This is a genomic window from Nitriliruptor sp. (genome assembly GCF_040882075.1).
Lineage (GTDB): Bacteria > Actinomycetota > Nitriliruptoria > Nitriliruptorales > Nitriliruptoraceae > Nitriliruptor.
This window is the reverse complement of the sequence record NZ_JBBEBZ010000162.1, coordinates 1-15026: the sequence shown is the minus strand read 5'-3', so window position 1 is coordinate 15026 and position 15026 is coordinate 1. Positions and strand designations below refer to the sequence as shown.

The following is a 15026-nucleotide window of genomic DNA, read 5'->3' as shown; positions in this document are numbered from 1 at the left end:
GACGGGTCCGCGGAGGGTTCCGAGACCTTCCGTGGGGTCCGCATCTTCGACATCTCCGACCTGAAGACGCCCGTGCAGGTGGCGGCGGTCCAGACCTGCCGCGGATCGCACACCCACAGCCTGCTCGAACCACCGGGCGTGACCGACGAGCTCTACGTCTACATCAGCGGCACGGCCGGGGTGCGCACCGACGCCGAGGGTGAACGGCTCGGCTGCAACGCCGGGGGGCCGGACACCGACGACCCCTCGCGGTGGCGCATCGACATCATCGAGGTACCGATCGCCTCACCGAAGGACGCGTCCCTGGTGTCCGGCCCGCGCGTCTTCGCCGACGGCGAGGGCAACGTCGACGGACTGCAGAACGAGCCGCCAGCACCGGCCCACCCGTCGGGTGGTCCGTGGCTGCCGTCGCCGGTCACCGACGCGTGCCACGACATCACGACCTACGCCGAGCTCGGCCTGGCCGCCGGCGCGTGCGAAGGAAACGGCATCCTGCTCGACATCTCCGACCCGGTGAACCCCCGCCGCGTCGCCGACGTGTCCGACGACAACTTCGCCTACTGGCACTCGGCGACGTTCAACGACGACGGCACCAAGGTCGTGTTCACCGACGAGTGGGGTGGCGGCGTCTTCCCGTACTGCCAACCGCAGCACAGCGACGAGTGGGGTGCCAACGGTATCTACGACATCGTGGACCGCGGCGACGGCACCTACGAGCTGCAGTTCGCCAGCTACTACAAGATCCCCAACACCCAGTCCGCGGTCGAGAACTGCGTGGCCCACAACGGGTCCCTGATCCCCGTGCCGGGTCGCGACGTCATGGCGCAGGCCTGGTACCAGGGCGGGATGTCGATCTGGGAGTTCACCGACTCGGCCGAGCCGGTCGAGCTCGGGTGGTTCGACCGCGGACCCGTCCCGTCACCCGATGGGCTGCCCGTGGCTGGTGGTGGTGGGTTCTGGTCGACCTACTGGTTCAACGGCGCCATCTACGGCACGGAGATCGCGCGGGGCTTCGACAGCTTCACGCTGTCGGCGGACGAGAACATCTCGGCTGCCGAGCTGACGGCCGCCAAGGCCGTGACGTTCGATCAGATCAACCCGCAGGCTCAGGCCCGGTACGCGCTTGGGACGCCTCCCGGCCCATCGCTGAAGGTCTGCACCACCGTCGATCCGGTCAGCTTCGGTGACGTGACCAGCGGCAGCACGCACGCCGGGAACATCGGCTGCGTCGCGGGGTACGGCATCACCCGGGGCACGGGCGCCGACGCCTACGGCCCGGCGGAGGGCGTTCGTCGCGACCAGATGGCGACCTTCCTCGCCAACGCGCTCGAGGTCGCGGGGGTCGAGCTGCCCACCGCGCCCGCCTCCTCGTTCACCGACATCGACGGCAACACCCACCGGCTGGCGATCGCACAGCTCGCCGAACTGGGCGTGGTGAAGGGACGGTCCACGACCACCTACGACCCGTCCGCCCGCGTGACCCGGGCCCAGATGGCGTCGTTCCTGGTCAACGCGATCGAGTTCGTGATCGAGGGTGATCTCCCCGCGCCTGCCGGCCCGTTCACGGACACGTCGGGCAACACCCACCAGGAGTCGATCCGCAAGGTCGCCGCGGCACACATCGCCAGCGGTGTGGCGGCGGACCGGTTCGCTCCGGCGGCGGACGTGCGGCGCGACCAGATGGCCTCGTTCCTGGTCCGCAGCCTGGCGGCGCTGGACCGCGAGGACGTGGAGCTGGCGGCACGCGGGTAGGAGCGACGCGCGGCCGGTCGGAGGTCAGTTCGTCGGCAGCGGCGTCAGCAGCTGATCGACCGGGGACCGGTCGTCGGTGAGGACCGGCGCGTCACCGACGAACCGGTCGAGCTCGCTGCCGCTGAGCGCTGCGGCGTCCCCACCCCGGGCACGGTTCTCGACGAGGATCGCGTCGAGGTCGAGCGGCGCCTGCGAGGCGACGACCACGACGTTGCCGCCGTCGGGCTGGTCGCGCGGGCCGAACCGTGACGCGGGACCCAACACAGCGACGTGTCCGAAGACGGCACCGACCGTGGCCAACTCGGCTCGCAGGAAATCGCGTGGCCCGTAGTCGATGACGTTGAGGATCAGGACCCCGTCGGCGGTCATCGACGCATCGAGGTCGGTCAGGAACTCCTCGGTCGCCAGGTGCCAGGGGACCGACACGCCACCGAACGCGTCGCCGACGACCAGCTCGAAGCGATCCTGGCCGGCGTCACGGACCGACAACCGCGCGTCGCCCGTCGCCACCTCGATGTCGTCGCGCAGGTCCAGACCGAGCTCGTCCTGCGAGATCTCGATCAGGAGCGGATCGACCTCGAGCACGAGGTGGTCGCTGCCGGGACGCGTCTCGCGCAGGTAGCGCGGCATCGTGAAACCGCCACCACCGACGTGGAGGGCGGTGACCGCCTCGCCCTCTGGCCGGAAGGAGTCCGCCACGTCGCCGAAGAGCTGGGTGTAGGCGAACTCGAGGTGGGTGGGGTCGTCGAGGTCGACGTAGGAGTGCCGCAGGGTGTCGAGCCACAGCGCCCGACCCGACGGGTGCTCGTCATCCGCGGTGATGTAGGCGCAGTAGTACCGGGACTCGTACTCGCACGGGTGGCCGAGCAGGAACGAGGCGCCCGCCGCGAGGAGGACGAACACGGCGGTACCTCCGCTGAGCCGTGTCGCGCCCTTCAGCCGCACCAGCACCACGACACCGAGGAGGATCAGGAACAGCGCGGTCCCGCGGACGATGATCCGGGTCGGGGCCGCGCCGACCAGGACGAAGCCGGTCAGGAAGGTGCCGACGATCGCCCCGGCGGTCGAGATGCCCGACAGGCGCCCGACCACGGTGCCGGTCTCGTGGAGCGAGGCGAGCTGCAGCTTGATGATCGACGGCGTGACCGCGCTGAGGACCGCTGCGGGGAGGAAGAAGGCGACGGCGGTGATGACCGTCGTGGTCGTCGCGGTCGCCCCTCGCAGCCCGCCGCCGAACAGGTCGACGAGCGGGATCGCGAGGAAGCCGAGCGCGCCACCGACGATCAGCAAGGGCGCGATCAAGGTGCGGGGGTCCCGACGGTCGGCGATCTTGCCGCCGAGCCAGGACCCGACCGCGATGCCCGCGAGGATGGTGCCGATGATCGCGGTGTAGGTCTCCAGCGTGGCGCCCACGTACGGCGCGAGCAGCCGCGCCGCCAGGATCTCGAGCACGAGGACGGCGGCGGAGCTGAGGAAGACCAGCGCGTTGGCGGCGGGGTTGGGCATGGCGCGGGAGGGTAGAGCGTCCCCCGGACGGGCCCGTCACCTGGCAGGATGTCGCGACCGGCGTCGAGGAGGACCGGTGACGCCGCTCGAACGCGACCTCGTGGTCTTCCACGCCGTCTTCCTCACCGTCGCGATCGCCGCCCTCGTGCTGCGGGGTGGGATCGACCACGGCGTGGTGATGACCTACGCCGTGCTCGTCTACCACCTCGGCTCGGTCGCGGTCTCCACCTGGCGAGGGCACGACCGGTGGCGGCGGTGGTGGACGTTCGGTGCCGTCCTCAGCGTCTTCATGGTGCTGCCAGACGCCGTGCTCGTCCGAGGTCTCGGCGTCCTCGAGTTCCCGCCGGATGGGGCACCGAACCTCGGTCCCGTCACGGCGTACATGGCCGGGCTGTGGGCGATCCCGACCGTGGTGATCGTCGGGGTCGCCGAAGCGGTCGCCTACCGACGCGGCGACCGGGCCGCGGCGATCACCGCCGCGCTGGTCGCGGTGGTGGTCTTCGGCGTCGCCGAGGCGACGTTGACCTTGCTGCCCGTGTGGGAGCCGGTCGGGGTGACCACCATCGGCGGGTTCGCCCCCTACATCCTGCTCCCCGAGGTGCTGCTCGGGTGGATGATGTTCGCCGGTGCGAGGTGGACCCGCACCGGACGGGCGATCGCCATCGTCCCGGTCGCGGCGGGCATCGCCCTGACGTACACGGGCGCTGCCGCGGTGTCGTGGCTGCTGATCGAGCGTGGGCTGCTGAGCTGAACCGTCGGGGGACGGGCGTCGGCGTGGCGCACGTCTAGGCTCGCGGCGAGCGGAGGTGGACGTGGACAGCTCACCGGGACCCATCGAGGTGCGCGTCCCTGAGCGGACGACCCCCGCCGAGCGTCTGCTCGGCGCGGTCCGTGACCGGCTGAGCGAGCCGCGCGAGCTGCCGCTGCGGGACGTCGCCTTCGACGTGCGCCTCGACGTCGACGACCTGACCCGGCTGTTCGCCGCCGCCGGTCGGTTGCGCGACGACGGACGCTACGGCGACGACGACGTCGGGTACGCCCGCGACCTCACGGTCCTGCTCGAGCGCTTCGACGTCGCCGTGGTGGAGCGGATGCTCCGGTTGCACCAGCGTTCGATGACCACCGTGGCCGTCAACCAGCTCGCTCAGCTCCAGGGCGATCCGCGGCTCGCGCCCCTGTTCGAACAGGATGGTGAGCTACCTCCCGAGCTGCTCCACGCCCTCGTCGAGGACGCCGCGCTCCTGCTGCCGGTGACCCAGCGGCTGCTGTCCCGCGACCACAACGAGGCGCTGCTGCGCCTCCTCGACACGCGCGTGGTCGCGGAGGCGTCGACGTCCGGCGCCACCTCCGTCGACCTCGCGGTGGCGTTCATCGACCTGGTCGGCTTCACCCGCCTGTCGGCGACGGCCGATCCCGGCAGCGTCAGCGACGTGCTCGGGGGGTTCGAGGACGGGGTGCACATCGCCGCCAACGACGTCGGCGACGTGCTGGTCGTCAAGTTCATCGGGGATGCGGCGATGCTGGTCGGTGGTGTCGTCGATGACCTCGTCGAGGTCTGCCTGCGGGTCTGCGAGGACCCGCTGCCGTCCGGTGACGAGGTGGAACGACGCGCCGGTGTCGCGGCCGGATCCGTCCAGGTCCGCGACGGCGACTACGTGGGCCATTCGGTGAACACCGCGGCCCGGCTGACCGACCTCGCGCGGCCGGGCAGCGTGCTCGTCGACGAACACGCGGTCGACCTGCTCGACCCCGAAGCGTGGCGGTGCAAGCGGCTGCACGGTCGCAAGCTCAAAGGTCTCGGCAAGCTGCGCCCGTCGCGGGTCCTGCGTCCAGGGGAGGACGACTGACCGACGACGGGCGCCAGTGAGCGGTTCGCGTTCAGCTGAGCGAGCAGGATCCGGGATCGGTCGCGTAGGTCGGGTGGGCCGGCCCACGGCACCGGCCGGACCAGTACGGCTGTCCCTCGCGGGTGTCACGCACCACACCGGTGCGCAGGAACTCGATCTTCTGCGCGTGCGCGAACGGGTCGGCTCGTGGGTCGCCGTGCGGGTCGGTCTGGTCGCGTGGCGGGGTGTTGTCGAGCGGGCCGGGGTCGTTGCCCGAGTCCACGTAGACGATCGCGGAGCCCGCGTGGGGGAGCGGCAGACCCGTGGCCTCGTCGATCTCGAAGGTGCCGAGCTGGAACGCCCGTTCACCGGACACGTCGGCCCAGTGGCGACCCGTTGCCAGCGAGGTCTGCAGCAGGTGGGCGCCGCTGGTGCGTGCGTCCACCTCGGCGGCGACGTTGGCGACCTGATGATCGGCGAACGCCAGCTGGAACAGCACCTGGTGGGCCGGGGTGTTCGGCAGCGGCCGGTCGGTCAGCGCGTGGGTGTAGCCGCTGGTCTCGGAGCGGTCCCACAGCATCTGGAGCAGCGCGAGGACCAGCTGCTGGTCGGCCTTGTCGGGGTAGGTGGCGTAGAGGACCTCGCCGTACGCGCCCTCCCAGTCGACCGATCGGTTCAGCAGCGTGGAGTAGTTGCCCCCCGGGACGCCGAGGTTGGCCCGGCGGAAGTCGGGTGCCAGCGCCACCAACGCGCCACCGAGGATGCCGCCCTGGGAGTTGCCGTCGTAGACCAGCTCGGAGTGGTCGAACCGCGGCTGGCCGTCAGCGTCCTGGAAGGCGGGGTGCGACGCGAACCCGTCGGGGTGGACCGCGAGCCGGCCGAGCAGGTGGAAGTGCAAGAAGCCCTGCAGCGATCGGTCGGGCAGCGACGGGAAGTTCGACACGTCGGCCAGGATGGTCGCCACGTTGGCGACGTCCTCGGTCGCCATCCCGATCCACGGCACGGCGCAGACCATGTGGTTGGAGGCCCGCAGCCGGGACGTTGAACCGCCACCTGCCTCGTTCGTGCTCCCGAGTAGCCCGTGCCCGTAGAGGGTCGACGTGGCGGGGTCGGTCGCGGTGGCCTGGTTCGGCAGGTGGCAGACGAACTCCGCCTCGACCGTCGGTGCGAGCGGGTTGACCTGCGGTTCGGCCATCGGCGTGGGCAGCAACGTGCCGTAGTGGAGCCGCGACCCGGGGATCATCTGTTCGACGCCGGTGCCGAACTCCTCCGGCGGGAGCTTCGGGCCGTCCTGGGGGAGGGTCAGGAAGTTCGGTGCGGTCAGGGTGCCGCGGATCGCGACGTCCGCGCCCCGCTCCTCCACCGAGGAGATGGTGAAGCCCGGTGCCTCGCCAGCGACCACGCCGTCCGCCAGGTCCTCGTCGCCGAGGGCGGCGAACGCCTGGTCGCGCATCGACAGCGCCCGGCCGGTGAGGTTCTGCGAGGAGGCCACGGTGAAGTCCCACGCGAGCGTGAGCTCGGAGGTGTCGACGCCGGCTGCGGTCAGGTCGCCGAACAGCCGCTGGTAGCGACCGTCCTGGCCCGGTTCGTCCCCCTCGCAGGGTGGGGTCGGCGCGGGTGCCGCGTGGTGGTCGCCACCGGCCGGGACGCCGTCGTCATCGCTGTCGCCGTCGTCGTCGCCGTCACCTGCGTGTGGCGGCCGGCCGGGTTGGCCGGCGTGCGGAGGCCGGCTGCCGGGCGGGCCGAGCCGATCCGGCCGTCCCCCCTGACCCTCATCGGCTTCATCGGGCTCGTCGATGGTTGGCTCGGGCGGGCACGCGGTGGGCGCGAGCCCGTCACGCAGCGCGACGAAGTCCGGATCGGCGGGGAGCGCCGACCCGTCGGCCGCCCGCAGGTCACGGAGCGCGACCACGTAGCGGTGCCCTGGGGTCAACCGGGTCAGCGGCCGGACGATCAACAGCCGCACGTCGTCGGTGGTGTCCGGGTGGCCGTCGACCTCGGCGAAGTAGGGGTGGCGCTGTCCGGTCACCGCGTCGAGCAGCACGATCGGCGCGTCGTCGGCCAGGGAGAGCGATGGCACCTGCAGCTGGGCGTCGACGTCGTCGGGCAGCCCGAAGGTCGTCGGCAGGTCGATGCCCGGGACGTAGGTGAGCACCATCGAACCGGGGGAGAACCCGTCGTTGCGGTTCCACTCGGTCGGGTCGATCGGTTTGCCGAGGACGTTGCGTGGCATGCCCAAGGTGGGCAGGTCGACGCGCAGGCCGGTCGGGGTCGACCCGTCGGCGGTCGTGAAGCGGTCGTTCGGGAACGGCAGCAGGCACCGCAGCTCGTCGGTCGGATCGCAGGCGTCACCGGCGAGCGCCGTGAACCCGGGCTCGAGCGGCCCTGTGATCCCGCGAGCGAGCCCGCCGGGAAGACCGCGGAAGAGGCCACCGACCTCGCCGAGCGCCCCCAGCCCGGTGTCGAGCGCGTCGTCGGGTGACTGGGCGCTCGCGGGCGCCGTCACCGACACCGCGAGCGCCACGGCCGTCACGAGACCCCACATCCGTCGTGCACGCATCGCTGTCCCTCCACGGGTTCGTCCCCATCCGGAGTTCGCCGTCGTGCAGCGGGGCACCTCCCCACGGGAGGTCGTGCGCGTCCGACCGCTGGAGCTGGGCACCGGCCCGCTCACCTTGAGGTCCGGCAGCGACCTCACTACGGTCCTTCCGCCGGGTCGAGGACCGGCGACGTCCGTGTGTCGTCCACAGTTGGGTCCGTTGTCCGTTCCGTTCCGGAACGACCGCGAGGGGTCACCCCTCGCCCGGCCACCTGTGCCTCGCCTCCCACGCATCCCGCCCACGGCGGCGGAGCGTGGAGGCCGCGCCCGTCGACGTTCGACGACGACCTGCTCCCGGTCGCTCGGTCGCGTCCACCGACCGGGGGAACCGCCCCCGTGCATCCACCCCACTCCGGAGGAACACCTGATGAGGATCCACCTGTCCCGCACGAGGCGCCTGCGCGCCGTCGTCGCTCCGCTGTTGGCCACGGGCCTGCTCCTAACCGCGTGCGGTGGCGGTGACGACGACACCACCTCGACCGACGACGGCGGTTCCGCGGGCGAGGCCTCCGGCATCGTGGCCGAGTACCAGGAGTCGGGTGTCACCCTCGGTGTCGCCAACGAGGTGCCGTTCGGATCCGTCGGCGAGGACGGTGAAGCCACCGGCATCGGTCCGGACGTCGCACGCGCCGTGCTGGACGAGATGGGCATCGCCGTCAACGACGCCCAGGTCGTCGAGTTCGGCGAGCTGATCGGTGGGCTCCAGGCCGGGCAGTTCGACATCATCACGGCGGGGATGTACATCACCCCGGAGCGGGCTGAGCAGGTCTTCTTCTCCGATCCCGACTACTGCGTCGCCGAGTCGCTGGGGGTCCCGACCGGCAACCCCGAGGGCGTGACCGACTACCAGTCGATCGTCGACAACTCGGACCTCACGGTGGCCGTCGCCACCGGGACCGTCGAGGTCGGCTACGTCGAGGAGGCGGGGATCCCCGCGGAGCAGGTCGAGACCTTCGGTGACATCGAGTCGATGTACCGCGCGCTCGAGGCGGGCGAGGTCGACGCCGTCACCGGTACCGCTGCGACCGTCAACACCCAGGCCGATGCGCGTGACGGCATCGACGCGGTCGAGGGCTTCTTCCCGACCACGGCCGACGGCGAGGAGATCCTGCCGTGTGGTGGCCACGCCTTCGCTGACGAGGAGTTCCGCGACGCCTTCAACGAGGTCCTCAACGGGTTCCGCGAGGACGGCACGACCGCGGACATCATCCTCCAGTACGACGAGTTCACCGAGGCTGACGTCGAGATGGCCAACGAGCTGACGGTCGCCGACCTCAGCTGACCCGCGCGGCGCGGCTCGGATCCACCGGTACCTCGGGTCCGAGCCGCCAGCCGTCCGGGCCGTCGGTTCGGATCGGGCCGATCTGGGACGAGCGCGGAAGGCAGCGGTGTGGGGGACTGGATCCTCAGATCCGGGCAGTACCAGCAGCTGTTCGATGGCCTGCAGCTGACGCTGCAGGTGCTCGGCTTCTCGTTCCTGCTCGGTGTGGTGCTGTCGCTGATCTTCGGCGTGATGCGGATGTCGCCGTTCGCGTGGCTGCGCGGGTTCGCGCTGGCCTACATCGAGTTCGCCCGCGGCATCTCGTCGATCATCCTGCTGACGATCATGGCGATCGCCCTGCCGATCATGCTCGACATCGATCAGGCGTCGCTGCTGATGCTCGCGTCCATCGCCCTCGGCCTGAACATGGGCGGGTACGGCGCCGAGATCGTCCGCGGGGCCATCTCCGCGGTCCCGCGGGGCCAGACCGAGGCGTCGATCGCGCTGAACCTCAGCCCGGGCCAACGCCTGCGTCACGTCGTGCTGCCGCAGGCGATGCGGTTGATCCTCCCGCCGTTCGGCAACCTCACCATCGAGATCCTGAAGGGCACCGCTCTGGTCTCGATCATCGGCATGTCCGACATCATGCAGGCCAGCCGCAACCTCATCCAGCAACAGCTCAGCGCGGGCGTCTCGGGCGTGACGGTCCTGTTCCTCAACGTCCTGATGATCTACTTCGTCGTGGCCCAGGTGATCAACGGGCTGTTCCGGTTGGCGGAGTGGCGGCTCGAACGGCGGTACCGGGCGCGGAGCGGGGACCTGCCGCGGCTGCCCTCGGACGCCAACATCGCGGGAGCGGGCAATTGAGCGCCCCCACCGTGCAGGCCACGGAGCCGGTCGACCGCCCGGAGTTCCGCCCGCACCGACGCTGGTACCGGCGGCCGGACGTGCTCGTGCCGATGGTCCTGGTGACCATCGGCTTCTCGCTGCTCGTCGGGGCTGGCGAGGTCACCGGCCGCTACCAGTCACGCTTCACCGCCGAACGCGACGTGGTGCCCGACTGGGAGTACCTGTTCCACCTCATCCCCCAGATGCTGCGTGGACTGTTCGTCACGGCGCGGGCCACGGTGCTCGGCTTCACCATCGCGGTCGTGCTCGGGTTCCTCATGGCCCTGGCGCGGCGGTCGCGCCTGCGCGTCGTGTCCTGGCCCGCCGTGGCGATCATCGAGTTCATCCGCTCGACGCCGATCCTCGTGCAGCTGGTCTTCCTCCAGGCGCTGACCCGCGCGACCGACGTCGTGTCGCTGTCCGGGGTGCAGATCTTGATCGTCGGGCTGGGTGTCCACTACGCGACCTACTGCTCCGAGGGGTACCGCGCCGGGATCAACAGCGTGGTCAAGGGCCAGTGGGAGGCTGCGACGGCGCTGAACCTGAGCCCGTGGATCAAGTGGACCCGCATCATCATCCCGCAGGCGGTCCCCAACACCCTGCCGGCGCTCGGCAACTACCTCATCGCCGGGTTCAAGGACGCCCCGATCGCCGACGCGGTCGTCGGGGTGTCCGGCCTGCTGTTCTTCGCCAACACCATCCGCGCCGAGGACTTCCGGCCGGTCGAGCCCTACCTGCTCATCGGTGTCGGCTTCCTGCTGGTCAGCCTGCCGGCCGCCTGGCTCGTACGACGACTGGAGAGACGCCTTGCGTACGAACGGATCTGACGGCTCCGCCGACGTGTCACCGAAGGGTGCGGCCGCCGTGCGCATGCGCGGTGTCGACAAGGCCTTCGGTGACAACGTGGTGCTGCGCGAGCTCGACCTCGATGTCACGCCGGGCGAACGCGTGGTCATCATCGGTCCATCGGGATCGGGCAAGACCACGATCCTGCGGCTGATCATGACCCTCGAACGGCCGGACAGCGGGACCATCGAGGTGGGTGGCAAGCACCTCTACCACCAGGAGGGACCGCGGGGGCTCAGGCCGGCCGGCGAGAAGCACATCCGCGAGGTGCGCTCCGACATCGGGATGGTGTTCCAACACTTCAACCTGTTCCCGCACATGAGCTCCCTCGAGAACATCATGCTGGCGCCGGTCAAGGTGCACGGCAAGAGCCGCGACGAGGCGCGCGAGCGGGGGATGGAGCTGCTCGAGAAGGTGGGTCTCGCCGATCACGCCAACCACACGCCGGGCGAGCTGTCCGGCGGCCAGAAGCAGCGCGTCGCGATCGCCCGGGCGTTGGCGACCGAGCCGGCCGTCATGCTCTTCGACGAGGTGACCTCCGCGCTCGACCCCGAGCTCGTCGGCGAGGTGCTCAACGTCCTGCGTGACATCGCCGAGGAGGGCGCGACCACCATGATGCTGGTCACCCACGAGATGGGGTTCGCGAGCGAGGTCGCCGACCGGGTCGTGATGTTCGACCACGGCCAGATCCTCGAGTCCGGGACGCCCGACCAGCTGCTACGCGACCCGCAGGAGCAGCGCACCAAGGACTTCCTCGGCGCCGTCTTCGAGCACTGACACCGGAGCGGATGCACGTGAGCGACCGGAACGACGTCGCGGTCATCGGTGCGGGGATCGTCGGCCTCGCGACCGCCGATGCGCTGCTCGAACGTGGCGCGGCCGTCACCGTCTACGAACGTGGGGTGCCCGGCAACGGGCAGTCGGGTGGCGAGTCGCGGATCTTCCGCCACGCGCACGACGACCCACGCATGGTCGAGATGGCCCGCCGGTCGCGTGCGATCTGGCGCGAGTGGGAGCAGCGCTTCGGGGTCGAACTGGTGTCGGACGACGGTGTGGTCGCCCTCGGCCCGCCGGTCGACGAACGGCTGCCGATCCTGGACGCGGCCGGAGGTATCGCGGCCCGGCGGATCGAGGCGGACGCGATCGACGGATGGTTGCCCGTGATGTCGAGCGTCGACGCGTCAGCGATGGTCGACGCGGATGGCGGAGCGATCCGGACGACGGCCGCGATCCGCGCGCTCGTCGAACGTGTGGGGGACGGGCTGGTCGCCGACGAGGTGCTGACGGTGCGGCCGACCTCGCGCGGGACCGTCGAGGTTCGCGCCGGTGGGGTGACGGCACAGCACGACCACGTCGTCGTCTGTGCCGGGCCGGGCACCAGCGCGCTCGCGCGGCAGGTCGGTCTGCACCCCCCGGTCGATCTGCAGGCCCACGTGCGGTCGACCTTCGCGGTGCGGGGTGACCCGCCGCCCCGGCTGGCGTGTCTCCAGGACTCATCGGGCGCGTTCGGCGAGACCGGGGTCTACGCCGCGCCGACGCCGGGGAACCGCAGCTACGCCGTCGGTCTCAGCGAGACCGTCGAGGTCGGCGAGGGCGGCACGGTCGTGGATCCGGCCTCGCTCGCGGCGCTCGACGAGCGCGCCCGCGCCTACGTGCGACGAGCCCTGCCCGGTCTGGATCCGGACCCGGTCGACGTGCGTCACTGCTGGGTGACCGCCCTCCCGTGGAGCGACGACGGCGTCGCCGCCTGGCAGGGGTCCGGCGTCACGGTCGTCGCCGGCCACAACCTGTTCAAGCAGGCGCCGGCGCTCGGGCGCGCACTCGCCGCAGCCGCGTTCGGGGAGGGGCTGGGCGAACTCGACCCGGCGTCCCGTCTGGGTGCGGCCGACTGAGCCTGCACCGCTGCTGGTGACGTCGCGCCCGTGGAGGTCAGCCCTCGAGGTCGACGGTGAGCGTCTCCATCATCCGGTCGAGGATCTCCTGATCGCGGTCGTGGTCGGTGTCGCCGACGCTCGAGGTCGCCGCCACCAGGATGCTGCCGTCGAGGTCCACGATGTAGGTGTAGCTCTCCTCGCCTTCGGGGAGGAGCGCCTCGCCCTCCGATCGGCGTTCGATGACGACGGCGTCCCGGTCGGCCACCGTCACCTCGCGCCGGTCGAGCTCCTCACCAGCGGTGGTGGCCGTCGTCCACCTGACCGGGATGCCCTCAGCCGTACCCTCGCTCACCGAAGCGCGATCAACGCGCTGGTGGATGCCGGCATCACCCAGGGGTGCGACACGGACCGGTACTGCCCGGACGAACGCATCTCCCGGGCGCAGATGGCCAGCCTGATCTCGGCTGCCTACGGCCTCGCGCCCGCCGATCAGGTGTACTTCCACGACGCCGGAGGTACCCACGCGGACAGCACCCAGCGGCTCGCCGAGGCTCGGATCAGTTCGGGCTGCGACGCGCTGGGGCTCGACTTCTGCGCCGACGTCCCGGTCCCCCGCGATCAGATGGCATCGTTCCTCGCGCGGGCGGAGGATCTGGTGCCGGCGGCAGCGCCGATCCCGATGCTGCTCGAACCCGGTGACGACGGGGCTGCGGTGGAGGCGCTCCAGCGTCGTCTCCACGAGGCCGACTACTGGATCGGGCCCATCGACGGTGTCTACGGCACGCTGACCGAACACGCCGTGCTCGCCATCCAGAAGGTCCACGGGTTGGCGCGAGACGGCATCTACGGCCCCAACACCCGCGCGATCGTGGCCGACCCCGGGACGCCCACCACCGGATCGTCGTCGGGGTACGTCGTCGAGTTCGACGAGGACCGGCAGATCGTGATGCTCGTCCAGGACGGCGTGGCCGGGAGGATCTTCCACGCCTCCGGAGGCAACGAGGAGTACTACGAGCACGAGGGCACCACCTACTGGGCCGAGACCCCCAACGGCGACTGGGACATCTACCGCGAGATCGACGGCTGGCGCACCTCGCACCTCGGCGAGCTCTACCGGCCGAAGTACTTCCACAGGGACGGCATCGCGTTCCACGGTTACACCGACGTGCCGGCGCACGCCGCCTCGCACGGTTGCGTGCGGGTCTCGATGGACGCCATGGACTGGCTCTGGGCCAACGATGCCATGCCGACCGGTGCCGACGTGCTCGTCTACGGCGAGCCGAGCTGAGCCACCTGACGAGGCGGCGGGTCTGGACCGTCGCCCTGGCCCCGGAGCCGCCGTGCGCATCGATGTCGTCTCGGCCCAACGCCTGTGGTTCGGTCCGGACGATCCGGTCCGGGCCGCCTCGGCGGTGGCGCCGTTCGGGGACGGCTGGTTGATCGCGCAGGACGACGCGAACCACGCGGCCTGGTGGCAGCCGGGTACGGGCTCGATCGAACGGATCCGGCTCCTGCCACCGCGCGACGGGCTGGATCTGTTCGCCGACGAGGATGGGACCAAGCGCCTCAAGCCGGACCTCGAAGCGGCCTGCACCGTCCCGGATGCCGGAGGGGACGTGGTGCTGCTGCTCGGTTCGGGCTCGCTGCCGCCGAGGTCACGTGGCGTCCTCGTCCGCGGCTCCACCGATGGCTGTTCGGTGCGTTCGGCTGAACTGGCGCCGCTCTACGCGCGGGTCCGCGACGCCCTCGGGATCGACGAGGTCGGGCTCAACCTCGAGGGAGCGTGCGTGGTCGGGGACCGGTTGCGGTGGTTCCAACGCGGGCACGGTGCGACGGGGATCGACTCGGCCAGCGTGGACCTGCCGCTGCGCGATCTGGTTCGAGCCATCGAGGGCGACCTCCATCCGGGGTCGATCGAGGTCGGTGAGGTCCGACGCTACGACCTCGGCGGCCTCGGTGGCCTCCCGCTGGCGATCACCGACGCGGTGGTGTGGCACGACGGCCGGATCCTGGTCTCGGCGACCGCGGAGGATGCGCCGGATGCGGTCGCGGACGGCCCGGTCGCGGGTTCGGTCCTGGCCCTGCTCGGTGCGACGCCGGACGAGGTGGAGGTCGAGATCCTCCCGCTGCCCGAGGAGCTCTCGCACCGCAAGGTCGAGGGACTCGCGCTCCGCGGGGACGCCGCGGCGCCACGGCTGTTGGCGGTCGTCGACGAGGACGACCCCACCGTCGGCTCCCCGGCCGTGGAGCTCTCGCTCGGCACGGGGTGACCGTCGCGTGACGTGAGCGATGCCGCTCAGGTTGCTAGGTGAGGCTCACCTAAGTACGGTAGCTCCACGCCGTTCGTGGAGCAGGGATGTCGGAGTCGATCGAGGTGCCGCGGGCGCCGGTGCGTGACGCCGCGGCGGACCGTGTCGGCGCGCGGCTCCGGGCCGGTGATCTCGATCTGTCCTACCACGGGGTGCCGGTCGTCG

13 protein-coding genes are annotated in these 15026 nt (G+C 71.0%); 10 read left to right on the top strand and 3 right to left on the bottom strand.

Going from position 1 to position 15026, the window contains the following annotated elements; all coding sequences use genetic code 11:
• The coding region (locus WEB03_RS10210) for an S-layer homology domain-containing protein (protein WP_368070845.1) at nt 1-1752 on the top strand (1752 nt) is incomplete at its 5' end.
• A gap of 24 nt (nt 1753-1776) precedes the next feature.
• On the opposite strand, the gene WEB03_RS10205 is transcribed toward WEB03_RS10210, so the two are convergent.
• A complete protein-coding gene (locus WEB03_RS10205) occupies nt 1777-3258 on the bottom strand; it encodes a fused MFS/spermidine synthase (RefSeq protein ID WP_368070844.1) in 1482 nt (493 codons plus the stop codon).
• 76 nt (nt 3259-3334) lie between these two features.
• On the opposite strand from WEB03_RS10205, the gene WEB03_RS10200 reads away from it, so the two are divergent.
• Both WEB03_RS10200 and WEB03_RS10195 read left to right on the top strand, forming a co-directional pair.
• On the top strand, nt 3335-4009 hold the full coding sequence (locus tag WEB03_RS10200) for a hypothetical protein (RefSeq protein ID WP_368070843.1): 675 nt from the start codon (nt 3335-3337) through the stop codon (nt 4007-4009).
• Between the two features lie 61 nt (nt 4010-4070).
• Nucleotides 4071-5105: an adenylate/guanylate cyclase domain-containing protein gene (locus WEB03_RS10195; protein ID WP_368070842.1), complete on the top strand. Its 1035-nt coding sequence runs from the start codon at nt 4071-4073 to the stop codon at nt 5103-5105.
• Nucleotides 5106-5136: 31 nt separating this feature from the next.
• Here WEB03_RS10195 and WEB03_RS10190 read toward each other — a convergent pair whose 3' ends face one another.
• The gene (locus tag WEB03_RS10190) at nt 5137-7644 is read right to left on the bottom strand and encodes a hypothetical protein (protein ID WP_368070841.1); all 2508 of its coding nucleotides are present in this window, start codon (nt 7642-7644) and stop codon (nt 5137-5139) included.
• A gap of 406 nt (nt 7645-8050) precedes the next feature.
• On the opposite strand from WEB03_RS10190, the gene ehuB reads away from it, so the two are divergent.
• The 5 genes from ehuB (at nt 8051) to WEB03_RS10165 (ending at nt 12570) form a co-directional block, all read left to right on the top strand.
• On the top strand, nt 8051-8965 hold the full coding sequence (gene ehuB / locus WEB03_RS10185) for an ectoine/hydroxyectoine ABC transporter substrate-binding protein EhuB (RefSeq protein WP_368070840.1): 915 nt from the start codon (nt 8051-8053) through the stop codon (nt 8963-8965).
• 108 nt (nt 8966-9073) lie between these two features.
• The gene (locus tag WEB03_RS10180; protein ID WP_368070839.1) at nt 9074-9811 is read left to right on the top strand and encodes an amino acid ABC transporter permease; all 738 of its coding nucleotides are present in this window, start codon (nt 9074-9076) and stop codon (nt 9809-9811) included.
• A complete protein-coding gene (gene ehuD, locus WEB03_RS10175; RefSeq protein WP_368070838.1) occupies nt 9808-10659 on the top strand; it encodes an ectoine/hydroxyectoine ABC transporter permease subunit EhuD in 852 nt (283 codons plus the stop codon). The genes WEB03_RS10180 and ehuD overlap by 4 nt, the downstream gene beginning before the upstream one ends.
• 43 nt (nt 10660-10702) lie before the next feature.
• Entirely contained in the window at nt 10703-11455 is a 753-nt protein-coding gene (gene ehuA / locus WEB03_RS10170) for an ectoine/hydroxyectoine ABC transporter ATP-binding protein EhuA (protein ID WP_368070847.1), read from the top strand.
• A gap of 17 nt (nt 11456-11472) precedes the next feature.
• Entirely contained in the window at nt 11473-12570 is a 1098-nt protein-coding gene (locus WEB03_RS10165) for an NAD(P)/FAD-dependent oxidoreductase (protein WP_368070837.1), read from the top strand.
• A 37-nt stretch (nt 12571-12607) separates the two neighbouring features.
• Here the strand turns inward: WEB03_RS10165 and WEB03_RS10160 are convergent, their stop codons facing one another.
• Nucleotides 12608-12904: a hypothetical protein gene (locus WEB03_RS10160; protein ID WP_368070848.1), complete on the bottom strand. Its 297-nt coding sequence runs from the start codon at nt 12902-12904 to the stop codon at nt 12608-12610.
• 9 nt (nt 12905-12913) lie between these two features.
• On the opposite strand from WEB03_RS10160, the gene WEB03_RS10155 reads away from it, so the two are divergent.
• Together WEB03_RS10155 and WEB03_RS10150 are read left to right on the top strand one after the other, a co-directional pair.
• On the top strand, nt 12914-13840 hold the full coding sequence (locus WEB03_RS10155; protein WP_368070846.1) for a peptidoglycan-binding protein: 927 nt from the start codon (nt 12914-12916) through the stop codon (nt 13838-13840).
• A 52-nt stretch (nt 13841-13892) separates the two neighbouring features.
• A complete protein-coding gene (locus WEB03_RS10150) occupies nt 13893-14822 on the top strand; it encodes a hypothetical protein (RefSeq protein WP_368070836.1) in 930 nt (309 codons plus the stop codon).
• The last annotated feature ends 204 nt before the right edge of the window (nt 14823-15026 follow it).

Excerpts from the sequence above, each read along its gene's own strand:
- WEB03_RS10190 (WP_368070841.1), bottom strand. The coding sequence starts at position 7,644 with ATGCGTGCACGACGGATGTGGGGTCTCGTGACGGCCGTGGCGCTCGCG.
- ehuB (WP_368070840.1), top strand. The coding sequence starts at position 8,051 with ATGAGGATCCACCTGTCCCGCACGAGGCGCCTGCGCGCCGTCGTCGCT.
- WEB03_RS10205 (WP_368070844.1), bottom strand. The coding sequence starts at position 3,258 with ATGCCCAACCCCGCCGCCAACGCGCTGGTCTTCCTCAGCTCCGCCGCC.
- ehuA (WP_368070847.1), top strand. The coding sequence starts at position 10,703 with ATGCGCGGTGTCGACAAGGCCTTCGGTGACAACGTGGTGCTGCGCGAG.